The sequence below is a fragment of the Nodosilinea sp. FACHB-131 genome (genome assembly GCF_014695395.1).
Lineage (GTDB): Bacteria > Cyanobacteriota > Cyanobacteriia > Phormidesmidales > Phormidesmidaceae > Nodosilinea.
In genome coordinates this window covers 61,694-86,078 of the sequence record NZ_JACJOF010000038.1, presented here as the reverse complement: position 1 = coordinate 86,078, position 24,385 = coordinate 61,694, and the positions used below count along the sequence as shown (strand labels likewise).

At 49.2% G+C, this 24,385-nt stretch carries 20 protein-coding genes and 2 pseudogenes; 9 read left to right on the top strand and 13 right to left on the bottom strand.

The annotated features are described in order from the left end of the window. The first annotated feature begins 89 nt into the window (after positions 1 to 89). Both H6F75_RS24850 and H6F75_RS24845 read left to right on the top strand, forming a co-directional pair. Positions 90 to 878, top strand: a complete 789-nt coding sequence (locus H6F75_RS24850; RefSeq protein ID WP_190755568.1) for a restriction endonuclease — start codon at positions 90 to 92, stop codon at positions 876 to 878. Between the two features lie 77 nt (positions 879 to 955). Continuing rightward, entirely contained in the window at positions 956 to 1,192 is a 237-nt protein-coding gene (locus tag H6F75_RS24845) for a winged helix-turn-helix domain-containing protein (protein ID WP_190755566.1), read from the top strand. Between the two features lies 1 nt (position 1,193). On the opposite strand, the gene dndC is transcribed toward H6F75_RS24845, so the two are convergent. The 8 genes from dndC to H6F75_RS24805 form a co-directional block, all read right to left on the bottom strand. Then, positions 1,194 to 2,783, bottom strand: a complete 1,590-nt coding sequence (dndC, locus tag H6F75_RS24840; RefSeq protein WP_190755564.1) for a DNA phosphorothioation system sulfurtransferase DndC — start codon at positions 2,781 to 2,783, stop codon at positions 1,194 to 1,196. Positions 2,784 to 2,787: 4 nt separating this feature from the next. After that, entirely contained in the window at positions 2,788 to 3,864 is a 1,077-nt protein-coding gene (gene dndB, locus H6F75_RS24835; protein ID WP_190755562.1) for a DNA sulfur modification protein DndB, read from the bottom strand. Positions 3,865 to 3,980: 116 nt separating this feature from the next. Then, positions 3,981 to 5,813 carry a DUF262 domain-containing protein gene (locus H6F75_RS24830; protein ID WP_190755560.1) on the bottom strand — a complete coding sequence of 611 codons (1,833 nt, stop codon included), beginning with the start codon at positions 5,811 to 5,813 and terminating at the stop codon, positions 3,981 to 3,983. A 73-nt stretch (positions 5,814 to 5,886) separates the two neighbouring features. Beyond that, positions 5,887 to 6,357, bottom strand: a complete 471-nt coding sequence (locus H6F75_RS24825) for a DNA phosphorothioation-associated protein 4 (protein WP_190755558.1) — start codon at positions 6,355 to 6,357, stop codon at positions 5,887 to 5,889. A 1-nt stretch (position 6,358) separates the two neighbouring features. Then, positions 6,359 to 8,428: an AAA family ATPase gene (locus H6F75_RS24820; RefSeq protein WP_190755556.1), complete on the bottom strand. Its 2,070-nt coding sequence runs from the start codon at positions 8,426 to 8,428 to the stop codon at positions 6,359 to 6,361. After that, on the bottom strand, positions 8,425 to 8,598 hold the full coding sequence (locus tag H6F75_RS24815; RefSeq protein ID WP_190755554.1) for a hypothetical protein: 174 nt from the start codon (positions 8,596 to 8,598) through the stop codon (positions 8,425 to 8,427). The genes H6F75_RS24820 and H6F75_RS24815 overlap by 4 nt, the downstream gene beginning before the upstream one ends. Before the next feature lie 34 nt (positions 8,599 to 8,632). After that, complete coding sequence (locus H6F75_RS24810; RefSeq protein WP_190755552.1) at positions 8,633 to 10,771, bottom strand: DNA phosphorothioation system restriction enzyme; 2,139 nt, start codon at positions 10,769 to 10,771, stop codon at positions 8,633 to 8,635. Positions 10,772 to 11,013: 242 nt separating this feature from the next. Next, positions 11,014 to 11,490, bottom strand: coding sequence for a nucleoside triphosphate pyrophosphohydrolase (locus H6F75_RS24805; protein WP_199304122.1), 477 nt, complete (start codon positions 11,488 to 11,490; stop codon positions 11,014 to 11,016). 182 nt (positions 11,491 to 11,672) lie between these two features. Between H6F75_RS24805 and H6F75_RS24800 the strand changes: the two genes are divergently transcribed. From H6F75_RS24800 to H6F75_RS28925, 4 genes and pseudogenes are all read left to right on the top strand, one after another. Beyond that, the gene (locus H6F75_RS24800) at positions 11,673 to 11,903 is read left to right on the top strand and encodes a helix-turn-helix transcriptional regulator (protein WP_190755550.1); all 231 of its coding nucleotides are present in this window, start codon (positions 11,673 to 11,675) and stop codon (positions 11,901 to 11,903) included. 345 nt (positions 11,904 to 12,248) lie between these two features. Continuing rightward, positions 12,249 to 12,371 (top strand): annotated as a pseudogene (locus H6F75_RS29060) (aminotransferase); the annotation flags it as partial. A 41-nt stretch (positions 12,372 to 12,412) separates the two neighbouring features. Next, the gene (locus tag H6F75_RS28620; RefSeq protein ID WP_347710706.1) at positions 12,413 to 12,583 is read left to right on the top strand and encodes an aminotransferase class V-fold PLP-dependent enzyme; all 171 of its coding nucleotides are present in this window, start codon (positions 12,413 to 12,415) and stop codon (positions 12,581 to 12,583) included. A 753-nt stretch (positions 12,584 to 13,336) separates the two neighbouring features. Then, positions 13,337 to 13,501: a helix-turn-helix domain-containing protein gene (locus H6F75_RS28925; RefSeq protein WP_190755948.1), complete on the top strand. Its 165-nt coding sequence runs from the start codon at positions 13,337 to 13,339 to the stop codon at positions 13,499 to 13,501. A 483-nt stretch (positions 13,502 to 13,984) separates the two neighbouring features. Here H6F75_RS28925 and H6F75_RS24785 read toward each other — a convergent pair whose 3' ends face one another. Further along, entirely contained in the window at positions 13,985 to 15,100 is a 1,116-nt protein-coding gene (locus tag H6F75_RS24785; RefSeq protein ID WP_190755548.1) for a response regulator, read from the bottom strand. Positions 15,101 to 15,972: 872 nt separating this feature from the next. Here H6F75_RS24785 and H6F75_RS28920 point away from each other — a divergent pair. Beyond that, a pseudogene (locus tag H6F75_RS28920) lies at positions 15,973 to 16,179 on the top strand (HetP family heterocyst commitment protein); the annotation flags it as partial. Between the two features lie 108 nt (positions 16,180 to 16,287). On the opposite strand, the gene H6F75_RS24770 reads toward H6F75_RS28920, so the two are convergent. Together H6F75_RS24770 and H6F75_RS24765 are read right to left on the bottom strand one after the other, a co-directional pair. Then, positions 16,288 to 16,863 (bottom strand): ElyC/SanA/YdcF family protein, encoded by a 576-nt coding sequence (locus H6F75_RS24770; RefSeq protein ID WP_190755543.1) that lies wholly within the window; start codon positions 16,861 to 16,863, stop codon positions 16,288 to 16,290. 20 nt (positions 16,864 to 16,883) lie between these two features. After that, positions 16,884 to 17,636, bottom strand: coding sequence for a peptidylprolyl isomerase (locus H6F75_RS24765; protein ID WP_190755542.1), 753 nt, complete (start codon positions 17,634 to 17,636; stop codon positions 16,884 to 16,886). 872 nt (positions 17,637 to 18,508) lie between these two features. On the opposite strand from H6F75_RS24765, the gene H6F75_RS24760 reads away from it, so the two are divergent. Beyond that, positions 18,509 to 19,030 (top strand): hypothetical protein, encoded by a 522-nt coding sequence (locus H6F75_RS24760; RefSeq protein ID WP_206754697.1) that lies wholly within the window; start codon positions 18,509 to 18,511, stop codon positions 19,028 to 19,030. 81 nt (positions 19,031 to 19,111) lie between these two features. On the opposite strand, the gene H6F75_RS24755 is transcribed toward H6F75_RS24760, so the two are convergent. Both H6F75_RS24755 and H6F75_RS24750 read right to left on the bottom strand, forming a co-directional pair. Further along, on the bottom strand, positions 19,112 to 20,194 hold the full coding sequence (locus H6F75_RS24755) for an SLBB domain-containing protein (protein WP_190755538.1): 1,083 nt from the start codon (positions 20,192 to 20,194) through the stop codon (positions 19,112 to 19,114). A gap of 171 nt (positions 20,195 to 20,365) precedes the next feature. Beyond that, a complete protein-coding gene (locus H6F75_RS24750) occupies positions 20,366 to 22,378 on the bottom strand; it encodes a nucleoside-diphosphate sugar epimerase/dehydratase (protein ID WP_190755536.1) in 2,013 nt (670 codons plus the stop codon). Positions 22,379 to 23,028: 650 nt separating this feature from the next. On the opposite strand from H6F75_RS24750, the gene H6F75_RS24745 reads away from it, so the two are divergent. After that, entirely contained in the window at positions 23,029 to 24,039 is a 1,011-nt protein-coding gene (locus H6F75_RS24745) for an NAD-dependent epimerase (RefSeq protein WP_190755534.1), read from the top strand. The last annotated feature ends 346 nt before the right edge of the window (positions 24,040 to 24,385 follow it).

Sequence of the window (24,385 nt, the reverse complement as noted above, 5' to 3'; positions counted from 1 at the left end):
AAGCGTCTTAAGGTTTACTGTGAACACTTATGCCTCGAATCAACGTCCCTCAAGCCGTAATTGAGGCAATGAGAAAAGTTCAGGCCCCTATGACCGTTCAAGAAATATACGAAAAAATTATTGAGCTTGATCTTTTTATTTTTGATACGCCAAACCCTCTGCAAATCGTTAGAAAAGCTATTAGGCGACATTGCGAGGGAATTGAATTTAACGATGCGGCAAAAGATAAATATTTTGTTTATTTAGAAAATGGCAGATATTGGTTAAGGAATGAAGGTGTTAAAGGAGCGGCAGGCGAGAAAAAACTTCACCCAAAAGCTCATGAATCAAAAGAGCTTGACGAGGTTGCTATTGAACTTAATAATTTACACGCAAGATACATATCTATCTTGCGCTATTCCCTTTTAGAGAAAATTAGAGCCTTAGATTTTCGGGAATTTGAAATTTTCAGCAAAAAGCTGCTTGAAGCATATGGCTTCATTGACATGAAAGTTACGTCGACTGGCAAGGATGGTGGAATCGATGGTCATGGAAGGATAAAGGTTGGGATGACCTATCTCAGGGTAGCTTTTCAGTCTAAAAGATGGAGAAAGACGTCGGTTGGACGTAAAGAGATTAGCCAATTTAGAGGTGATATACAGGGAAAGTTTGAGCAAGGATATTTTTTTACAACTTCCACTTTCACTAGGGGGGGCGAAGATGTTTCCTTTCAACCAGGCGCAGTCCCTATTATAATGTTTGATGGAAACGCAATTGTTGACATCATGATTAACAAGGAGATTGGAATTGAGGCAAAGAGCAAAAATCTCCTTGTTTATGAAGATGCCTTTGACTTGTTGATCTCAGGTGACTCGCAGATCGATCTCTTTGAAGCCTAACGTTATTTCTAGACTCGAATTATAAATCGTCTTAAAAATAACCGAGGATCTTTTATCATTGAATAGGAGCAAATACAATGACCATTACTGATGCTGCAATTAATGTATTAAAGTCGGAGAAAAAGCCTTTGACAGCACAGGAAATTACAGATCTTATTCTTAAGCGGAATCTTTACCAATTCAATACCAAAGATGAGTTGGCAATGGTTAGAAGTGCAATTCATAGGCGATGCAAGGGCTATGATCGAAAAGATTCTATCTCTCCAGCTTTATTTGAGAAGCTGGATAACAAAACTTACCAGCTAGTCAAGTAATTCAAATTCCGAACTTTGCTGATGCCCAGCTATTCTCGTTCTCATAGCTACTCCCTGATTGGGGTTCGTCATTGATAATTGACTTCACTACTTCAATATCGCCATCTTTAGCCGCTTGTTTGATTTGGCGGATAGCTTTTGCTGATTCCATTGCCTCATTTTGAGAACGAGAACTGGTATCAAAACATTTCTCTAAGGCATCAAGTACGCCAACCCGGCGTGACATAGTTTGAAACTGGCGTTCTGTATCCAGCAGGCGAACCATCAGCTCAAGTTCCATCGGATCATCGCATAAATCTTCAAGGATTTCCCATTCATCAGATCCTAGTTCAGAATTTCCTGCATTTGGTCGAGGGTCAATGAATATCTTCCCAGTAGTCTCTTGATAAATTCGAGGCAAAGAGTCATCAAATTCGTGAAACTCTTCTATCCAAATTCGACGAATCTCACTGAGTTCTTCGATAGCTATTAATTCAATATCTTTCATATCGGCAGGAGCATTCTGTCGTGCTTCTGCCTGTGCTTGTAAAACTCGACGTACCCATTCTTCGCGCCATTTTTTCTTATATGGGCCAGGAATATTGACTACTTCTGTTTGGGCTGATTTATCTTTTTGGCGCTCATAAAGTTGAACATGGCCTTGCCTGCGTCTAAAGTCACGACGGTCTAAATCATTTTCTACATCTAGTTCATTGCGTAGATCGAGAAGGGGTTGCATCCACTCTTTCTCTTCATCATTGGAGATCATTGCTTCCATTGACTTATCACGATCTACTAGGGTACATACCCAGCAGCCAAAACGTGAGCTACCACAGCTTGGGGTGGATGTATCTATTACTAGAGGGCACTCATTATCGGCGGTAGCACCACGGTACATTGTGAAAAGATCTTTGTTATTATTGCCCCAAGGATTTTTCCACTGCATGAGATATAACCAGACTTCGTCAGTTGTCCAGTCCTCAATCGGCGTGTAAATCAGTGAATTAGGGCGATTTGGGTTGTAGTTAATATGCGGAAATACTCGCCAGTTTCGATGCTTAGCCATTAGTTTAGCTCGGCTTGCACTCTCAGCTTTTCTCGTACCTAATACTAGAATCACCTCGCCGCTGGAGCGAATCATCTCGCGGATATAATTATCAGAAGGCTTGATTTTTAAACGTTCAGTACACCATCTAAATCCCTGTCGCGGTGCGGGGTATCCCTTGCCGATAAGGTTGACCCAAAAGGTATCTCTAACAGCAGGCTTAAGAAGTAGAGGATTAACAGGCATTTTCTGCTTCTCAGCCGCAACCTTCATCCGATCTAATGATTTAACTACCCAAGCTGAGACAACCGGGTTCTCAACCATTGTGTCGGTGGTGATCACATGGATTGTCTTCTTGCGTTCATCTTCTGACAATGCAGCTATAGCATTCCAAACTAATTGAAAAATAGCAGTTGAATCTTTACCGCCTGAGTAGCCAATGATCCAAGGCAAGTCATCTTGGCGGTAAAGCTGCTGAATTTCATCAGTTAACTGCTTAATCTCTTCTACCAACTCAGCAACGGATCGATTGCTGCTGCTCTGAGCAATTCCTGAATCTGTTGCCACAGTGTTACCTACTAATTAGTGCAAATGCTCGTTCGAGGGACTCTTCCTCAGGGCTAAGTGGAAGAGCCATAAGGGACTTAAGGTGTGCGGTCATGAAGCAAACGCTAGGTCTAGCTTTAGATATACGACCGCTAGACATGATACGTCCTTCCCAATACGGGTTAGACCTTGACCAGTCTACTTGACGAATCGCTTCAAGATGTTTAGCCCATCCTTCAGGATAGATAGAAAGGAGCGCAGACCCAGCCGTGCCTATACCCAGCAATGTTACAGCATGGCTATGAATATACTCTCGGCGTATCTCGCCTGCACTTACCTTGCGTTCAAGCACCTGATGCCAATCAGGTATGTTGTCACTGACGGCAGACCAAAAGGAAGATGCAATATCAATTTGAGTCTCAAGCTCTTCGCCTTTATGATTTAGCAGAAGTGCATGGGTAGCCCGATAGATAGCACTTAGAGTAAACAGCTTGCTAGATCTAACAGGTAAGTTGCTGCGCTCGGCATCGGTTAGCTTATCGAAAACCTTGACGTTCTTTACTACCGCCTTGGACAGCATCGATTTCTTGTCGCGATAGTCATAGAGGATATTGAGCGAAGCGTCTGGTCGGGAAGCGTAGCGGTTCAAGTCAGTGAACATCTGCTGAGAACGCTTGAGGCCAACGTCTAGGAAAAATACAACCGCAATAGTTTCATCTCCCAACTCTGGGTTTTCCTTAAGGGCCATCTCAAACGCTGCCCGGCGATGCTGTCCGTCATTTATAACAAACCGAGCGTCCATTGGAACTTTGAGACTGCCTAAATCGCTATCTCCATAGGCTTCAAACTTAATCTCACCATTGACTGATACCGTTATCGCTGAAAAGATATAGCTGCTTGAGTTATCAATAATATAGCGAGAAATTTCAGGCACACGAACTTTATTAAGTGTCCGCTGTGCTCTTAATTCTGCAGGTATCTCTTCATCATCAAAAGAAAATAGCTTAGGAATCAAACGAACAGGGCACATTGAGACATAGTATTCTCGTTTTGCTTGAATACCTCGGATAGCTGGGAAAACGTACTCGAACGGTAATGACATTCAAGCCCCCAATCAACCAGTACAAAGTATGAGTGATTTACCTTGCACTATAAAGTAGCATACACTGGGGATTATTTCCCAAATGTATGCTAAAATAAACAAACTTTTTTAGCAGGTTAAGCGCTAAAAATCTTAACTGCACGTTTAACCAGATCTTCTTCTCTCGAATTTAAGGCTTTAAGATTCCAAGCTTCGAACTTCTCTATCTCACGGTTGAGAGATATATTTGATTGCCTGTACATAGCTTTCTTGGTGGAAAAATCTCTGTTTCCTGCATTCGTATTGTCGCGAGAACCCCAAAAAGATAAATTCCCTAGGGAATGCGTAGCTAGCTTTAACTCCTCGTCAACCACCACTGCTTTCCTAGGATAGATATGCTCTATCTGGATTTGAGAAAGATCAAAGACAGCTGTTTTATCAAAGCACCGTGGCTTACCATTTGCCCCATTTCTAAACCAACTTGAATAGTATTCAAGCGTGGTTAGGAAGTATCTCAAGTAAACATTGCTTCCTCGCTCACTATATGTCATTGAGTCTTTGAGAAGAGTTTCAAACAGCTGATCCGATGCGGTTTTCTCTTGCAATTCTTTCAATGACTCGCGAAGCTGATTTACATTATAAGAATCAGGATCTTTTCTCATGGCAACTGAATGATGCAAATAAATATCTTCTAAGGATCCAGCGTGTCTTTTGCAGACAGTTATATACCTGAATACAAATAGCTCCAGAAGCTGGACTACCTCAGAGAATTTATTCTCTCCTAATTTTTGAGCAGCAATTAGTAGAGGGACACACAAAGTATGTTTCAGCGAGGATATAAGGAGCCTAAGCCTATATCTATCCCAATCAGGGAGAGAAATACTGCCAGAATCATTACTGAACGGCCATTCAGATTCAACGACATATCTAAATATTTGAGCTTCTTCTTCTAAAGTTAAAATTTGATTGAGGATCCTTCCTTGATCGGCAGATTCTTCAGGTGACTGAAAGAAACCTTTAAGAAATTCATCAAATAATGTTCTTTTTCCTGCCCTTCTACCTTTATGTGAAGCAAAGAAGGCTCTTAAAAGTTGCTCAGTTTTGTTAATGTCATCATACAAAATGTTATCCCATAGTTCTTCAGCTCTGCTTTGAAGCGTTGGTGAACTCTCTAAAATTTCTAATGTGCTTGATCGGAGCAAATCTCCCTCTGTTAAGCTGGCTCCTCGATCATTCAAAACCTGGAATAGGCGATATGCTTCACTACGAGATTCTGCGACTAAATGAATTAATTGACAATCCTCAGTAACTGTTGATTCTAAGAGTTGGACTAATCCAATTTTTTGCGATATGTTCTCGCCTTCCTGCTTGATCTCATTTATGAAATCCCTTTTCAAAGAAAAATAAGCTCTAAATAGTCGAAGATGCGACTCTCTTGATTTATTTTCCGGCTCTTTAATAGGGTGGTCATATTTGATGATTAAATCTTCAAAAAAAGCTCGATCAGCTTTTGACAATAAAATTCTCAGTCGATTTACGGGATGTCCATCTTCAAAGTCCGGATACTCCAGATATTTGCTTCTAAGATTGTTAGCAAGTGTTTCGGCAAGACTTTTGCTAGATAGATCATTCTCCAATTCAGCTTCATCTGCAAGTTCTTGATAGGCGCTAGAAATCAATTTGAGCGTCATCGTAAAAGTCGCAAGCCTTTGCTGTCCATCAATAACTTCATACTGCCTTCCCTGTATAGTTGATGTAGCTTCATAGATACTAACGATGCCTCCGAAGAAATGAGTTCTTGGCTTTCCATTCTTGCGACATTTGAAACACCGTTTTATATCATTAATAAAATCTTCAATCTCTCTGTGATCACCTTTTGTATCCCACGCATATGCTCTCTGATATTTTGGAATAATGAATGGCTGTCTTTGATGCAAAAGATCTCCAAGACTCAAAAATGTAGGTTTCATAAGTACACCTTAAATTTTCTGCTACTAGTTATTAGTTCTGGGTAATAAGTAACAAATACCAAATCTAACTTCATTAGATGAAGCTGGATAAATCAAATTCGTTGAGTTCGCTTTCTTTACTTGTGTTGTTTGCTTGAGAGATCTCAAGTAAAATTTTTTCGGCATAATCAACCGAACCTAAAAGCCGATTTTTCAATATTTCTAATCCACCATTTATATATTCTTCAAAAATTCTCAATTTCCTGGCAGAAGAATCTTCATCAGAAGACAGTATGTTTGTCTCATTAGTCGCTGCAACTGCTATCAAATTCAGAAGCATCTCATAACCCTTAGAAGCAAAAGTTTCTCGATGTATAGGTGCCGGATCTCGTTTTGATATTTCGCCGGATAAGGGAAGTTTATGCTGCTGTTGGAATCCAACAACAGCGGCAAAGGCAATAATATCTGCATAGGTTTGAAACGGACCGGTCGTATCTTCTGATGCTAATAAGCTCTGAACCAATTCAGCTTTATCTCTAGCAATTTTTATCCTTGCGTCACCCATCTCAATTCACCTCCACAATTTCAGTCCACTCATACTCATTCACACTCCGGCGCACCAGTGGGTAATGTTCTCCCTTCAAAAAAATCTCATCCTGCTCCACATCTTCTTTTGGCGAGTGATACAACAACACATACATCTTGCCAATCAACTCATCCATCTCCTTTTCCACCTCACCGCGCCACTGGGTCTTCGACACCAGCACCACCAGTTGGTTAGCTAACTGCGGCAAAGACCTTGCCACCTGCCGCCGATGCACCGAGTCCAAAGCCCCAAACGGCGAATCCATTACCAGCGGAAACACATTGCTATCTGGCCCCATAAACAGGCTAGAGTTTTTATCCTTACTCCACTCCCGCACCTTGTCTACAATTGCCCCAATAAACGACAGGCTCAAAATCTGGTTTTCTCCCTGAGATGCCGCTACCGGAGTCGGTCGCCCCGTAGTGCTGTCTTCCAACGTCAATTCATACTTCTCATTCAGCCGAGGCGTGTAGGGCGTAATCGAGATTCTGCCAAACACCTCTTGAATGCGCTTCTCCAACTGCGCCCTAAACCAAACGCTGTAGTTATCTTGCACTTGACTAAGGCGCTTAATTACCTCATTTGCTGCGTCTACCCGCCGCTGGGCTACAATCTGTTTCTCTTCCGCCAGCTGGTGTTTCTGAATCTGCTGCTCTAGCTGCTCAATGGCAGCAGTATTGTCCTTCAGCTTTTGGTTATTTTCCCCCTGCTCAAAGGTAAGCCTTGAGAGTTTGCCCTTTGTGTCATCCAGTCGTGCTTGCAGATTTTGAGCATCCTCAATTGGGCTATTCTGCAATTGCTCCCGAATCTCACCCAGCGCATCTTCGATTCGGCCAAGGGAAGTTATAAGCTGCTGAATATTCCGCTGCTCTTGCTCAACCTCTTGCCAAAACTTAGGCACCTGGGCCTCAAGCCCATCCACCTGTGCCCCCATCCGAATTACCGTTTCTTCTACATCAGCTAACCCAGCTCGGTCTAAAAACGACTTCACCTGCGCGTACTGGTGCGTGCCCTCACACAGTTCTGATCCGCAAATGCAGCGCTGGCGGGTCAGCAAGTCGCGCACAAATTGCTGCTTAATGTCGGCGGGCAGTTCTCCCCGCTCCCGTAGCCCATCCACCAATTGCCGAAACTTAGCGGTAGCATCCTTCAGCAACACCGTGTAGCCCTTGGTCGAAATGGCTAGTTTTAGATTAGCTCTGGCCTGCCTTAGTTTCTCTTGTTCAGCTTTTTCTTGGGCTTCTAGGTCATCTCGCCGCAGCTGGAGCTGGCTTACTCCCTCAAGTTCTCTCAGTCGTTGGCTAACCTCCGCCTCTATTTGCCTATGACTATTCAGTTCTTCTTCAATTTCATTTTGTCGCTGGCCAACAGTCTCGACTTCTCGCTCTAGGCGATCCTTTCGCTCCAGCAACTCCTGGGTTTCAGCATCGCCAATGGTTTTAAGGCGATCTTGCAACGTTTTCTTAACCGTCTTTAGGTGGTCAACCGATCGCTTTAGCACCTCCAAGCCAATCAGCGTTCGGGTTGCCTCCGAAATTTCTTTGCGCTTGTTAGACTGCACAATTTTTTCAATGCGTTCTCCATCAAAGAAAAAGTACTGGTGCAGACTCTCTGGCAAGATGCGGTTGATCACCTGTTCCGGCTCTTGGCTAGGGCTAATCCAGCGCCCATCGGCCTCTGCTACAAAGAGTTTAGTATCAGTATCGCTCTCTTTGACGACACTTCTATCTAGATAAGCTTTGCGCCCCCGGCGAACGCGGTATTTTTTGCCGCCATGCTCAAACAGTAATTCCACCCAACATTCAACTGGATGGCCGACAGAAACTTCGGCGATCGCTCGTTTATTGACTAAATAATCTTCTTCTTTAAATGCTGCCGTAAACTGATTAAACAAAACCCAGGTAAATGCGTTCAGCAGCGTGGTTTTACCCGCGCCATTGTTGCCATGAATAATTGTTATTTTGCGTTGAGCTGTACCACCCAAGTCTAGCTCAGGAGTTTCACCATAGAATTGCCGAAAATTGCAAAGCCGGAGCGAGAGTAGCTTCACTTAATCTCCTCCTCAAAAACTTTCAATAAATCGTCGTTTATATATCGAGGCGTTTTCATATAAAGCTTGTCTTTTTCGGCCTGCAAGACCTTAGCAATAATTTGCTTAATGTCCGATGGTGCATCATGAATAGGTTTTTGCACATCATCTTTAGAAATTTCCTGGGTCAAAACATCCCTCCTTTTTTCTTACCAAAACGACCACCTATTCATCCATTAACCCATAGCGTTTTTGTAGTGGCAGCAGCTTTACCCTAGCCTCTCCGGCGTTATCCGCCAGATCCGCAAACTCTGTAAACCGCTTCAACTCCTTCCTCAGCAAATTTCGTTCTGTAACTAAAGATTCCCGTCCCAGATCTGGCGGTACCACAATCATGTCAAAAAGCTCTGCCCTTTCTTTGGTTGGAGAACGACGCAAAATGCGCCCCCTGCGCTGCACAAACTGCCGAGGGTTGCTGCTACTTGCCAAAATCACCGCCGACTGTATCGCCGGAATATCTACCCCCTCATCCAAACACCGAATCGCCACCAGCCCTTGCAACTCGCCCGTTTCAAACTGCTGCCGCAAATCTTCCCGCTCATCCAGAGACGTTTCTGCTGTGTAGGTATTCACCCGATACCCCAACTCACTCCCCAACAGCCGAGTTGCCGCCTCAAGCTGCCGCCTACTCTCCTGGGTTACATCGTCTTCCACCGACCCATCGCCGCAGTAAAACAGTGTATGGTCAGTTTTCAACCGCCGCTTCATCAGCTTCCGCAAGGCTTTCAGCTTGTTCTCCGCAGCCCCCACCAGCCTAGCCCGTTGGGCTAACAGTGGCCCCAAAGCCTCGTTGTCATCACCATCCCCACCAATCGCCAACACCCGACCAATCCTAGCCGACAGTTCCCCGTAGCGCAGGGTTTCGTCCTCCGTCAGCTCCACTAAAATCGGGTAATACAGGTAGTGAACCAGCGCCCCGTGTTCAATCGCATCCTTGAGAGTAAACTCCGGTTCCAGCACCTGGCCAAAGTAGTCAAATAACGCTCTGGTGCCCCGGTCATCAAAATATCGCTCAGGAGTAGCCGAAAGTCCTAGCCTTAGCCCTACTGTTCTCGGCAAACTCGCTGCCAACCGCTCAGCCCCCAAGTTGTGAGCCTCATCTCCAATCAGCAACGTCTTTTGTGGGAAAGAACCTCGTTGCCCATCAGAAGCAGGTTTAAGCAGAGTTTGGAGCCCTTGCCCCATCAGCGTGGTATTGGTCGTAATCACCGTAACAAAAGGCTGTAGCCCCAGCCGCAGATTAATCAGCTGGTTCGATAGGTCGCTCTGCCACCTCTTCATGTTCTCATAGGCCAAAATTGGCTCTAGACCAAACTTGCGGCATTCCCGATCCCACTGCTGCACTAGGTGCCGGTAGGGGCACACCACAATCAACGCCTCAAGCTGAATCTTGTCGTATAGAGCGGCGGCAACGGCCAAAGCAGTAATCGTCTTACCGCTGCCCGTCGCCATCTTCAGAGTGCCACGCCCATTATTCTTAAACCAGTTCTCCACCGCCTGCTTTTGGTAGGGTCGCAGGTTCAACCAAAAGGGCGTGATTGGCACGCCGTGCTTAGAGGGTTTCGGCTCAGGTATATCGGTCTCGTAGCGCTCATCCATCGCGGAAACCCTGGGCTCTTGGGTAGGCGGCTGGGATGGGCAAAATTGCAGTAGCGATCGCGCCACCGCCTCCGGGAACGCCATCACCTCTACGTTCTTCGTCTGGTCATTCCACAAATCCTGAAAGTGCTGCGCTTTTCTCAAAGCTCGCCGCTGTACCCCCGCATCCCAAGAAGAATAGACCTCGATGCACTCAAAATTATCAATCAACGCACTGGCACTCTCATTAGCCGACCCAGCAAAAGCCACTACATGACCTTCTGAATCGACAAAAACGCCCAGCTTTTCGTGATAAATTCCCCGCTTACGGAGAGTTTTTGGAATAGCTAGCTTAATCTCCAATAGGCCATTACTTAGCAACCAAGCCAATGCCGTCAACCGGTCTTGAATTATCTGAGGCAATTCTACCTCCAGCTCCCGCAGCAAAGCCGCTTCAATGGTCTGCTCTCGGTCCTTGAGTCCTTGCTCAATAGCCTGCACATCTTCTTCCGACAGTTGAGGCGAGGTGATCAGACGCATTTGCCCACCCGATTGCACAAACGCTGTCAGCCCCTGGGCCACACAAGCCATCGAAGAGCTAGAGAAATAGCCAACCGCCCGGTTGTACACCGTGGCCTGTTCCAGACACGGAATGTAAAAATCTTTGACGATATTGCACTCGCTGCTGCGATACTCGTCCTGAATCGTTAGATCCTTCAGGCTCACGCAGACTCCTCAGTGGTGGGCATTTACCGCAGTTTAGCCAAGCCCAACTATTGAGGAGTCGCACGCAACATCTTGCTTAAATTTCTTTACACGATGTTTTATAGCTTACGCCTTGGCTGTCCCATTCCCCAGGTGTAAACGATTGTTCAAAGGGCTTCCGCTGAAGGGTAGCTTCCCTAGATAAATCCCCGTAGGAGCCCATGACACTGATGGGCCGCTTCTCCCTGGTGAGCCCAATCTCGCTAGGTCTCCGTCCAGAGCAAGCGAAGTTTTTGGCTAAACGCACCTCGGTCAATGCGTCGCTGCATCTGGCAGGCCAACACCTGGTTTCGCTGAACGCCATACGCGTCCATCGTGGCATCAATCACCTCGCAGAGATCAGCGAGTTCGGTCACCAGGTTGGTCTCCACAGCCTCGGCGGCTTCCTGCGCCTCCTCAATCAACTTTTGCCGCAATGCTTGGCAGTAGTCGGACTGGGTCATCTCCTCAACGCCAAACTTGACCTGTTGGCTTTTTAGGATTTCGGGGATGCGATCGCGCACCAGCTTGTTATATTCCTTGCGCACCATAAACGTAGACTCCTCTCCGGAGGGATAGTAGAGCAGCGTGTAGTCACGACCAGTCGCAGCGCGACGCAGCACCCGTAGACATTCTTCCGCATCAGAGCGGCGACGAAAGCGATTGACCACCACCCGCTGCATGTCGGGCAGAAAGCGCACAATCGCCCAAACATGGAATGGGATGATATTTATGCTGTAATAACTTGAGCTAGGGCAAATTGAGATGAGACACTACTTTTCAGTGCCTCTCCAGGACTTAAGCCTGTTTCATGGCGAAACTAGAAATTAGTTTTTAGAAAACAGGCTCGTTTGTCAACCCTATTTCTAGAAATCATTCCTACATGCCCGCTAGCCCACCCGACCCATCTTCCTCACATACGCTCAAGCATCTGAGAGAGCAAGCGGGCCTTTCTCAAGAAGCTTTAGCCCGGGTTGTGGGCGTCAGCGGCAAGACGGTAAGCAATTGGGAGCGCGGCATGAGCGTGGCCAGTCTCACCGTGCCGCAAATGAAGGCGCTATGCGACGCCCTAGGTGTAACGCTCAATGGACTGCCCGATGACTTTAGCTCTTAACTGCCTAACCTAGGGGCAAGCCATCCATGTAATGAGGAATGGCACTGAATTAAGGCTGGTGGACAGTGCCCACCTTACGATAAATCAAGGCTTTCAGTGATCGCGAAACCCTTATCTCAGTAACATTCCACCTAGAACGCTCTGCCATAATTAGGAGCATGGAAAAGGCAGGACAAGCGCTCAGGCAAGTTTTAGAGACTCATGGCATCAGCCAAAGCATTCTGGCAACAGCGTTAGGTGTTGATCGGCCAATTGTTCATCGTCATAGACGTATAAAGCTTAAATCGTCAAGAGAAAGGTTCTCTCGCGTTCACCTCCGATGCTGCCGAAAGCCTCAACCTCGCTATTCAAGGAACCGTTCATTATCTAGAACGATCCAGCACTAAGCCTTGCATAGCCATTTCTACCGTTGAGCACAAAGCCGTCCTTGACACCTGGGCTGCCCTCCACAAGCAGGAACGCATTGAGTTGATCCATATTCCGGTTGATACCCAGGCACGCCCTGATCTGTGTCAGCTACAGCAAGCTGCGCCAACGGCATTCATCTGCTCAGCATCATGGCGGCTAACAACGAGGTCGGCACCCTTGACCCCATTGAGAAAATTGCTGTGATCGCCCAAAGCTACCAAGTCTCCTTTCTCTGCGACGCCTCCCAAGCCGTCGTCGAAATCCCCATCTAGTTCAACGAGTGGGGCATTACCATGCTGGCTTTGTCGGCCCGCAAGTTCTACGGACCCCACCCCAATCTGGCACTGGTCTGCTAAGAGATGATAGATGGCTGTAAACCTTGTGTGGCAGGCACTTTCAAAATCTTAGGGTCAATTGGCTATAAACTTTGCTACATAAGGGCTTACAGAGGCTCATCTCCTCTTAATGGACCAGTGCAAATCTCGGCAACGAGACTGAAACCCAAAGATGAGCTTGAGGCAGAGCCTGCCACCGATCTCGCCACCCACCTAATCTCGACAACGAGACTGAAACAAGCTGTGCCGCACCCCATAGCAGCAAGTGCTGGTTCTCGCCACCCACCTAATCTCGGCAACGAGACTGAAACAATAATTAACTAATTGAACGCTACCATGGCATTGTATAGCCAGCGATTTCTCATTGATGGACTAGAGCACGTAAAAGTGGCCTATCTTTTATGCCTCTTCATCTTTTCCTTGATCAGAAGATCGATAGATCCTTCTAACCGATCTATGTGCTTGTTCAGGTGCTTTTGCCCTTTGATTTGCAGATCAGACCAGTAGAGCGTACAACCTGTTCTTAGCTCCATAGAAGGGGTTAGCCACCGCTCCTGCCGACCAAAGCTGATGCGGTGGTGTACAAATATATTATTTTCATTTTTTAGACATAGTTGCAATATGAGAATGCTGGCAATATTAGGGGATGGGTGCAAAGAACCTCATCAAAACCCTAATTGACCAGCAGGAATCACTCGGTACCGCTTTTGGCAGGACACCAGGCTCAGTCGTGCAACGGCCTATCGGTTATGCGACGACCCTGGTTACATCCCTACTGGAGACGTTATTGAAAAAATCTGTCGAGCCTACGGGTGGCAGCCAGGTGACTTCATCATTTATGAGCCTGATGAATAGAATGACAGTTTTTGTCTGTTCGTAGGAAGAGAGGAGTTTTGGGTGTAAATCGGGTGTAGGAATTAACTCTAGTGTTTGAAAGAACCATATATCAGGAGACGTTAGCTGATTTTTAATCAGCCGTTCGCAAGTTCGAATCTTGTCACCAGCTTATCCCATTCCCCCGAAATTTCTTGATTTCAGGGGATTTTTGGTTTTCGTTGGTGGTTCCCGCTAACTCTGCCAAGCGGGTTTTAATGCACCTGGAAACCAATAGAGCATTTGTAGTCATTCCTTTGGTTAACACTACGGGTATGTTGAAGCGACTTCTTCAACTGTTGTTCGCTCTCAGCGCTTTCAACGATGAAAGGACATCCCATGCGTTTTCCTTTAAGGCTTGGTAATACCTCCATTTTTGCGCACACTCATGTGTAATTGGTATAATGTCTTGAGTTGTCAATATTGAATCGAAGCAGCTAGGTCCAAAGGGGGGCAATATGCAGTCTAAGAGTTGCTTAGCCTCATCTGACGAGCAATGCGGCCGCTGAGTTCTGGCCCCAAAATGGGCTGGACGACCACATCGCTAGCACCATCAACAAACACCTGTTGAATGGCATTAATAGTTGCAACAGATAGCACCATGATGATTGGTAGCCTTTGCCAAGGGGCTCTTTGCCGTAGAGTGCGAGAGATATCCAGGCTCTTCTCTGCATCTAGGTCATAGCTCAAAATGAGCAGAGCAGGGGTATAGGTCTTGAGAGCGGGCCAAAGGTCGGCATATTCGCTGATCATGACGAGCTGTATGGTCTCGTCGTGGTTGAGCGCTTGGTACAGACTGGAGTGCATGGTCTCTGGGGCCAACGCTAAGATGCGGTTGGTTGGCGTTGGCGATGACGATTTCAAGGGTGCTGCCGCTCGTGGGGGCACCATCTCTGGAAGCCGGTAGGCCGCTGGGTTGAGGCGATAGCCTACCCGATGAATGGTCTCGATCAGCTCTGCAGGGGCACCGGCCGACCGTAGCTTTTGTCGCAGCCCTTTGATGTGGGTGCGCACAGCTTCTTCACCTGGATATTCTTCGGCGGCCCAAATGCGATCGAGAATAACCTTGGCACTAAAGGTGCGATTGCTGTGGCGCAGCAGGAGTTCAAGCAGGGCATATTCCTTGGGTGTTAAGGTAATTTCCTGGCCGTTGTAGGTTATGTGTCGGGTGCTGGGGTTGAGCCTGAGGGCACCCCAAGTTAACACCGGCGCAGTTTGACCAGAGCCCCGCCGCAGCAGTGCCTGTACCCGAGCCAGTAACTCTTGCCGGTCAAAGGGCTTGACCACATAGTCGTCGACCCCAGCGTTGAGAGCGATGGCTTTTTTCTCAACATTGTTTTGCCCGGTCAGCAGCAAAATTGGCGTTGCGTGGCCCTGGGCCCGAAGCCGCTGGCATAGTGCTACACCATCAGTATCGGGCAGCAGCAGGTCTAAAATGACTAGGTCATACTCAAAAGACTCCAACAACTTCAAAGCTAAGCTACCGGTAGGCGCCAGGTCTACGCCGTAGCTCTGCTCCGCTAACAGCAGCTTAAGGGCCTCGGCCACTAACATATCGTCTTCGACAACTAAAAATCGCATAGCGGTTTCCTAAAGGAATGCGCTGTGAGGCAAAAGGTCTTTGGGCCGACTAGAGGCCCTAGTGGTTGTCCTAATTCTTCTTCCCAAAGCGCGTAGTGGGATCCTCCACAGCTACTTTTTTCAGAAACTATTCCCTAGAAAAACCGTTGGCACCTAGAGCGGCAAGCGACAATTGAACGGTGAAATCAGTCAGATATCAGATGAAATCACTTTGATTAACCACAGGGATTCAAGCAACAAATAGCGATATATACCGTGTAGCTGGAGCAGTCTAAGCGGCTAGATTCTATAGGTTAGAACTGTAAGTATCTGCGATCGCTATACCGGCACTAAATTAGTTTTTAAGACTTAAATAGACTTAAATCAATCTTTGTAACACTCTTGTTACTAAAGAAGGGGTTGCTCACGACTTCCTCACGGAAGAGCTTTAAAGATAGTCTTAGTAATTTTTCCGTTTGGATCTGGGGATTGCCCGATCGGGTGCTGTCTTACCTATAGACTCAATGATAAAACAGATTTTTCTCAGTATTTCCCAGCTTGGCAAAGGTGACTGGTGGATAGAAATTCTTACCAACAGGCCTTTTTCACCTATTACTTTGGCCCTTTCGCCGGCTTTTATGAAGCCGATATCCTGCGCTTCGACTGTGTTAGTGACCTGATTGCGCAGGGGGTTTACACCTTACAAGTGCTTATTAAGTAATGTCATTCAGCCCAGTTCACTGTTTTTACCAGAGCTAAAGCTGCTGAATTTGAGCCTATAGCCTAGGGTTAAGCCTCGGCTTTCAACCTAAGGTCGATGAGACATCAGCCGGTTTTACTCAATTTATTGAAATCTGTTGCTCAATAAAATTTAATTTCTTTGGAGATTTTTAATGCCGCGGCACGCCTCAGTTTCCCTAGCCAGCTATTCGACCACAAATCGAGTTATGAGTGCAGAACAGTTTGACCAAGTGGTAACAGCTATTGTAGAAGGAAAATATTCCTGGGCCTGCGTTTTAATCTTGCGCTACGCGGGCTACAATCCAGCTCACTATCTGCCCTATCGTACCTATAAACGACTCATTAAAGACAATCGTCCCCGCCAGACCACTGGAACTCAGAGTACAAGGTCCAGCGACACTCTGGTTTGCAATCAACAGGCGCTGGGTTTAACAAGTGCAACCGTAGCCGTTGAGGAGCCACCTGCCCTAGCCCGGGTTGAGGCTGGCTCCGGTTTTGCCAGTGGCTAGCCAAATCAGCGATCGCAGACAGTCGCGTACCGTACGCAGGGGCGACTCGGGAGAGCGGTGGGGGGCTGCTAGAGCCACCGGCGTCACCACAATGCCTCGGCTACCAAACACAATGGCGGCAATGGCCCGCGCCCGCGCCATGTGGTAATCAGACGTAATGACGTAGACGTGCCGAATGTCGCGTGCTGTTAAATCTGGCAGGGTGCAGGTAAAGTTGGTCACCGTGTCGGTGGCACAGCCATCGTAGTGGACGAGGTCCTCGGGCACTTCCGCCTGCTGAAAGATAGCTTCATTCAGCGCCTGCCCCTGGGGGTTGCCCGATACCCACAGGGGTAGGCTAGGGTGCTGACCGGAAAACTCTGCCGCAAAGCGCACGCGACTGGTTTGACCCTCTAGTACAAGAATTGCTTGGGGAGTGGGTGCCTGGTGCTGAGCTAGAACCAGCTGAACGACCAGCCAGCCAGATAGAGCCAGCAGCCCTGCCCCTATTCCCACCGCACCGTAGGTCACTGGCAAATATCGGCGTTGCTTCACGGCAGGCGGCGACAGAACAACTACTCAAAGTGGGGACTTAGGGAAGCTAGATAATCGTTTATTTTATCCTTCATCCAGTCGTGATACAGCTGGTTGAGAATAGCATCTTGAAGCGCTGGCGTCAGGGTAGGAGCAATCACATCGTCGATCCAGAAAAGTTCATAGAACTGATTGGCGGTCTTGATTGGCCCAATCACCTCATTAATTCTCGCTGTCAACAGGGGCTCAGCGAGCTCTGACGGTAAGTCAGAGCGGACTATCTTACCCTCATAGCCACAGTTGAGGCGGCGATTTTCGTCGATATCGTAGACGTGAGCCGCTTCAAAAAAACTGATTTCCTCTTCTTCAATTTGGTAAAAAACTTCTTGAGCTAGATGCTCGTAGGGGACTACTATTTTGTACAGCACTAACTGGTCAAAGCGACTACGCTGCTGAGAAAATACGGCCTCAGCCTGATCAAGGAAAAGATGGCGTACAACCTTTTGGGTCAGCAGGCTGAAGTGAATTGATTGTTTGAGGTCAGTTAAGGTGGTGCCGCGATCGCTCAGCCAGGTCATCAGGTCAACGGAGCTGTCGAACTCTTTCTCGTAGCGGACATTCTCAACCTCCACTTCAATCTCTTGAAGAGTAACAACTACATCATTATCTATAGCAACCTGACTAACGATTTTTTGCTCAATAATCTCTTGATAGATCTCTGACAAGCGAAAACTTTGACGGAGATAATCAACAACCTCCTGAGCATCTAGAGATAGACCGGTCAAATTGGCCATAAATCTCATTTCCTGCAATTAGCCTATTGCTAATCCGCATTAGAGATGCGAATTGAGCGGACAAAGATAAAATCGTGGCCTAGGAATGATATCAAATAGATGCTATCTGAAAAGTATAGTAAGAAGCATTGAGATTATACTGCCATCTTGCCTAGAATGATATTTTCCCAAGGGAACAATGTGGCAATTAAGCATGAGTTACTCAAAACATCAATGCTGTCCACCCCATAGCAGGGTCTCAACGTAGCCATGTCAATCTAGCCATTCTAAGATATCGAGGTCATTGGCCATTGCGCTCTAGACAAATAAAATTGGGACTGGTGCTTTCCTCAACGACGTCTAGGGCTGCTTAACATTAATGCATGAAGATTCTCTAAGATGCCTGTTCAGGAGACAGCAAAGACACTTCAGATCCCATGCAAGAAAGTGAATTCATGTACTGTTCGTTAGGTTCATCAGCGTCTTCATCTCTACCTCATCGGAACGGCCATATTTTATTTTATTTTTTAATTTACTTCTATAGTCAAAACCTAAATGCTTGATAGGCTTGGGGAACCAAACAAGCGTCCTCCAGGCCCAAGGCCACCATGAATATCTATCTACCATGCCAGTTCAATCAGGTATTACACCCCCCTAGCCGAGTCTTTAAATGCTCTTTAAAGGAGTCAAAATTAGTATCTCAAGAGCTTGTTTCAGCGGCCCTAATTAAAGCGCTGCTAGCTGAAGTTGAAACGGCTCAAAGTTACCAATTTGATTTGGGCAATGATATCGTAACCTACCCGCCCCGCAACGAAACTTGCTCGCTTGATGAGGCTGGCGACCTCTTCCTGATTACCTCGGGAAGGGTACGTCTGCTGGTTGACAATAAAACCTTGGGGAAAACCGTTTCGGTGGCCTGTCTAGGGCCGGGCGAGGCCTTTGGCGGCGATCGCAGCGACCATTCGCTGCCCTATCGGGCCAGGGCTGCTGCCCCTGGTCAGCTGGTGCGGTTGCCCTACAAGGCGGCGGAGCGGGTGCTGAGCCAGCAGCCCTCAGTGCTATACCAGCTTCAGAGTCGGCTGCGACGGCAATCGCAGCTAGCCTTTTTCAAACAGTGTACTCCCCTGGGCGTGGTGCCCAGCCTAATCCTCAGTCGACGACTGCTGCCCCGCTTGGTAGAACAACCGCTGCAGGCAGGCAAAACCCTGGCCCAGTATCCCTTGACTAGCGGTGACTACCTCTGGCTACGCCAGGGATGTCTACTCAACCCCGCTGTCCCCGAGGGGTCACCCCAGGTGGGTGAGGGCTGGGTCTATACTATTTCCCAAAGAGACTGGGTTACCCAAACCGATGGCCTCCTCTACCAACTGCCCTGTCGTACTCTCGAATGGAACGAGCTCAAGCCGCTACTGTAGAGAGCGATCGCAAGGAGAAGGAAAGCCATTGAGTTTTCCCTCTGGGATGTTCCAGGAGTTGAATTCAGCAATGCTTCTTCCTTAGAACAGAAAGAAGAACGGAAATATTTTGCCGATGGTCTCTAACACCCCGTCAAAGGAATCGGAAAACTGGGCCGTACCAGAGCGGCTTACAATAATCACATCGTTGGCGTAGAGAATGGGGTTGGTTTGCTCGTTAATGCCCTGGGTAAAATCGACCGGCACCTGCCGCTGAGAGACGCTGCCGTCAGGGTTGAGTCGCACTAGCTGAATTGAGTCCGTTTGGGCGCGGCTATTGTCAAACCCGCCTGCAGCCAACAGCGCCTGATTGAGAGGTGTGTTGGGGGGCACTTCTACCGTGCCAGGGCGAGGCACTTCGCCCACTACGTTGACCCGAATCACGGCGGGGGAAAAGCTGGCCGAGGCCAGGTCTCGGGCCTCGGTGGGGTCGATGGCCGTCGTGGCCGGCACATAAATGCTGTCGCCATCCCGTAGGGCAAGGTCTTGGCTGAGATCGCCGGTTTGCAGCAGAGCCCAGAGGTCAAGATTGAGCCCATTGGTGGCGTTGACCGACTGCTGCCGCTCCACCTGCACTTGGCGCACGTTGGCAAACTGGGTAATGCCCCCGGCCTGCTGGAGGGCCTGGGTCACGGTGGGCCAGCGGGTATCGGGGTTGCTGCCGGGGGCTTCGGTAAACGACACCACGTATGAGCCGGGCCGATTGACGGCTCCAGCCACACTGACTCGCAGCGGACGCGGGCTAGTCAGGGTGACGGTGACGAGGGGGTCGTAGAGGTAGCGGTTGTAGGCGACGGCGATGGCACTGGCCGCCTGGTGCAGGGTCATGCCCTGCACCGAGACACCGCCCACCCAGTTGAGGTTGACCGAGCCATCGATCAGCACCTGCCGTTCGCCGCTGTGCTCGGGCACGTCAAAAATATCGACCAGCACGCGATCGCCCGGTCCCAGGAGATAGGTATCGGTAACCACCCCGCTGACGGCCCCAGTCTCGTAGTCTGCTTCCAGAGCCGGGGCCGGGGCCAGAAGTGGCGGCGATGCTAGCGCCCCGCCGCTGCTAACCACGAGGGCAAACGTCAGCGCCAGACCCCAGCGCTGGCCATGGACGGTAGACAGAATGGTCATGGCTGGCATCTCCTCGATGCAGATTGAATGGGCAAATGGTTCATGGCAAAACTCATCTCTGACCTGGGTTAAGCCCATCGGTGGCAAGGGGTTGGGCTCGGCCCCTACAACGTTCAGTGGTTCGGGGCCTAGATTCAGACACCTGACGATTGGGCCGAACCGCGAACTCCCTTAGGCGGTTTGGTCATAGCCCACCGCCAACGCGGGCATCGGCCGTTTCTCGATAGCAGGCCAAGGCGATCGCTTCGCTACCGGTTCTGCTACCGACTCGGGGGCAAGTTCCGGCATCGTTACGGGTGGCTGATACTGGGGTTTAAAGCCGGGCACTAGCTGCTCCAGTAAAAAGGTAATCTCCGCTGGGTCGTGGCGTAGAGCAGCGCGGTTTAAGGCGCGCACCAAACGATCGAGTTGGGTGGGCACAATGCCGCTAGCGTTAGTGACCACAAACAGCTTTTTATGGCGCGTAGCAGTGTACTGTTCACCGCCAATAAACAGCTCTTCATAGAGCTTTTCTCCCGGTCTGAGACCGGTAAACACAATCTGCATGGTCTTGCCCAGCTCGTAGCCTGACAGGCGAATCAGCTCCTTGGCTAAGTCAACAATTTTGACTGGCTGACCCATGTCGAGCATGAAGATTTCGCCTCCCTGGCCCATGGTGGCAGCCTGAAGCACCAGCTGTACCGCCTCAGGAATGGTCATAAAGTAGCGGCAAATTTCGGGGTGAGTGACGGTAATGGGACCGCCCTCGGCAATCTGGCGCTTAAAGGTGGGCACCACGCTACCCCGGCTGCCCAACACGTTGCCAAAGCGCACGACTTCGTAGTGGCGACCGCTCTGTTGGGCCGCCTGCAGCACCAGCATTTCAGCCACCCGCTTGCTGGCCCCCATGATATTGGTGGGGTTTACGGCCTTATCGGTGGAGATCATGACAAAGTGCTCAACCTGGTAACGCTGGGCCAGGGTGACCAGGTTTTGAGTGCCGATGATGTTGTTGGTAACGGCCTCAGGGGCATTCGATTCCATCATCGGCACGTGCTTGTGGGCGGCGGCATGGAACACCATCTGTGGCCTAAACCGACTGAAGCCGCACTCCAGGCGATGGCGAAAGCGAATATCGGCAATGAAGGGCGAAATTTGGGGGCCATTCTGCGCCCCAAGGGTTTTGACTGCTTTTTCCAGCTCCTGCTGGATGTTGAAAATAGAGTTTTCGCCGTGACCAACGAGAATAATTTCCTGGGGATGGCACTGCAGCAGCTGGCGGCAGAGCTCGCTGCCGATGGACCCTCCGGCCCCCGTCACCAGCACTCGCTTGCCGCACACCAGATTCGCAACCTGTTCTACATCCATTTGCACAGGGTCGCGGCGCAGCAGGTCTTCAATCTGCACGTCGCGCACTCGGCCCAGGGAAACGCGGCCGTTGAGAATTTCGTGAATGCCGGGAAGGGTGCTGGTCTGAACCCCAGCCCGCTGGCAAATTTCGACGGTTTCGCGAATCACATCTCCAGCCACGGTGGGCATGGCAATAATCACCTTGCGAATGTGCAGCGATCGCACCAGCTCGGCAATTTGGCTGCGGTTGCCCTCTACCGGCAGTTTGCGAATGCGCAGGTGCAGCTTGGCTGGGTCATCATCGACAAAGGCGACGGGGCGCAGCCCCAGGGAGGGGTTGCGCTGCATCTCTTGCACCAGGGAAACGCCCGCGCTGCCCGCGCCAACAACAAGGACGCGGTCGCGGCGAAAGAAGGTGCGGCGCGACTGGCTGAGGCGCTCTAGGGCACGAATTCTAAACCGCAGCGCCCCCACCAGCAAAAAGCCTAAAATAGCGTCGAGGAGAGGCAGCGATCGCGGCAGCCCGTCGAGCAGGCTAGGGGACAGCAGATCAAAGGCTAAAGTTTGCAGCACAATGGCTGCCACCATCATCAGAGTGAGCTGCTGGAGTTCGTCAACGCTGGCGTAACGCCAGCAGCGCCGATAGCCGCCAAACAGACCCAGCACGCCTAGCTTAACTAGCAAAAACGCCAGGGTAAACCAAACCAGCTGGGGATAGTAAGCCTGAAAGTTAATCGCTCCATCGAGCCGCAGGCCCAGGGCCAGCAGCGGAGACACCAAAAAAATTGCAATATCGGCCAGCAAAACATGGCGATTCCTGAGATAGGGCAATCGGCCACTGAGCTTAAACAGCATTGAAAATCCTCCTGAGACGTGCTCTAAAAGTCGTCAGGCTAACCGGGCAGTGGCAAACCATTGGCTTTCCCGGGGCTGACTTTGAAGGCTTGGGGTTAGACCGCAAGCCCAGCTATTCAAAAAAGCTGTATTGGCGTGACAAATCCCGTTGGGTGCAGGAACATGGCCAGCTCGTCCATCTCCTAAAGTAGGGGCGACTGGACTAATCTTGGGCTGTAAACGACATCGGGAAATCAGCCCTCAAGGAGAGTGGTGAGGGAACTTCACCGGTGATTTTAATGTAGAGGATGGAGCAGGGGAGGTTATGGCCCTAGCTCCGCCCACCGCAGAGTTTAGACCTTAGCCATCACCCAAGGCGATGTCGCACCACCACCCTCAAGGTTCTCTCCTGAAATTAAGCAACACGCCCATAGTTAAGGATTGAATTGCCACAGTAGCATAGGCAATTTTGCGGTCATCACTATGCCAAATTGCCGCTATCACAAACCTAAAATTAGGCTGGCAATAAATTATAAAGACTCGATGAAATATTATTTATGAGTGAGAAATACAACTCAATTCAGTCTTCAAGCTAGGGCAATTTGGCCCTAATTCAGACCGCTTTCAACGGTAGAACAGTTGGTAGCAATCTCTACCCAGCTGAATCCGCCATGACAATTCTAGTCACCGGAACTGCCGGTTTCATCGGCTACCACTTGGCCCGTCGGCTGTTGGTCGATGGGCACCAGGTCTACGGCATTGACAACCTCAACGACTATTATGATGTGCGGCTCAAACGAGCCCGCCTGGGGCAGCTAATGACCTTTGCCAACTTTGAGTTTGACCAGTTCGACATCAGCGATGGGGCAAGACTGCACACCCTATTTCAGCAGCAGCCCTTTGATCGAGTGGTGCACCTGGCGGCCCAGGCGGGGGTGCGCTACTCGCTGCACAATCCTCAGGCCTACGTGGCAAGCAATCTAGTGGGGTTTGCTAACGTGCTAGAGGGCTGCCGCGATCGTGTCTCTCACCTGGTCTACGCCTCTTCTAGCTCGGTGTATGGAGCCAACAAAAAGGTGCCCTTCGCAGTAGGCGATTCTGTCGATCAGCCGGTTTCATTCTATGCGGCGACCAAAAAATCGAACGAGCTGATGGCCTACGCCTACAGCCACCTCTACGGTCTGCCGGTGACGGGGCTGCGGTTTTTTACGGTGTACGGCCCCTGGGGTCGCCCCGATATGGCCTACTTCAAATTTGTGCAGGCCATTGACCAGGGCCAGCCTATTGATGTCTACAACCACGGCCACATGGAGCGCGACTTTACCTATATCGACGATGTGGTCGAAGGGCTGGTGCGCCTGCTCGATCGCCCGCCCCAGCGCCAGGCCGATCTTCCCCCCTGCAAAATTTATAACCTGGGCAACAATCAACCGCTGCCGCTGCTCAAATTCATCGAAATCATTGAGCAAGAAATGGGGAAAATTGCCCAGAAAAACTGGCTCCCCATGCAGCCAGGGGATGTACCCGCTACCTACGCCGACATTGACGACCTCACCCAGGCGGTTGGGTTTCGCCCAACCACCTCACCAGAGGTGGGCATTCGCCACTTTGTGCAGTGGTACCAGCACCACTATAGGCCAGCAACTAAATCCATTCGCCAGGCTGTGACTCCAGCAACCTAGGCAAAGTGGCACTCCTTTTGCGATCGCCTTTGCTAGGGTGAATTCAATAAATCGCGCTGTTGAACAACCCCTTGCTGGAGAGGGACAAGCGGTTGTTTGCCCCTAGATTGTGAAGTAGTTTGTCGCGGCGTTAGACCTCGACCGCTCTCCCTGCTGCCTCAAAATAGGAGTGGCTTAGGGTCGCTGTTTTAGTAGCCGCTGGTAAATTTCCACAGAACAGAAAAGTCTCAACCTTTTGCTAACCCAGTTTAGGGGCTAAAAGTAGCCCTCAAAGTATTTTTTCCTCAAGCTAAAAACCCCCGTCAAAACGTTTGTCAAACCCCAAAACTTAAGCCTCTGTCAATTC

Bases quoted from the DNA above. Each gene is read 5' to 3' on its own strand.
- H6F75_RS24850 (WP_190755568.1), top strand. From the start codon at position 90: ATGACCGTTCAAGAAATATACGAAAAAATTATTGAGCTTGATCTTTTT.
- H6F75_RS24845 (WP_190755566.1), top strand. From the start codon at position 956: ATGACCATTACTGATGCTGCAATTAATGTATTAAAGTCGGAGAAAAAG.
- dndB (WP_190755562.1), bottom strand. From the start codon at position 3,864: ATGTCATTACCGTTCGAGTACGTTTTCCCAGCTATCCGAGGTATTCAA.
- H6F75_RS24830 (WP_190755560.1), bottom strand. From the start codon at position 5,813: ATGAAACCTACATTTTTGAGTCTTGGAGATCTTTTGCATCAAAGACAG.
- H6F75_RS24825 (WP_190755558.1), bottom strand. From the start codon at position 6,357: ATGGGTGACGCAAGGATAAAAATTGCTAGAGATAAAGCTGAATTGGTT.
- H6F75_RS24800 (WP_190755550.1), top strand. From the start codon at position 11,673: ATGCCCGCTAGCCCACCCGACCCATCTTCCTCACATACGCTCAAGCAT.
- H6F75_RS24785 (WP_190755548.1), bottom strand. From the start codon at position 15,100: ATGCGATTTTTAGTTGTCGAAGACGATATGTTAGTGGCCGAGGCCCTT.
- H6F75_RS24765 (WP_190755542.1), bottom strand. From the start codon at position 17,636: ATGGCCAATTTGACCGGTCTATCTCTAGATGCTCAGGAGGTTGTTGAT.
- H6F75_RS24755 (WP_190755538.1), bottom strand. From the start codon at position 20,194: ATGACCATTCTGTCTACCGTCCATGGCCAGCGCTGGGGTCTGGCGCTG.
- H6F75_RS24750 (WP_190755536.1), bottom strand. From the start codon at position 22,378: ATGCTGTTTAAGCTCAGTGGCCGATTGCCCTATCTCAGGAATCGCCAT.
- H6F75_RS24745 (WP_190755534.1), top strand. From the start codon at position 23,029: ATGACAATTCTAGTCACCGGAACTGCCGGTTTCATCGGCTACCACTTG.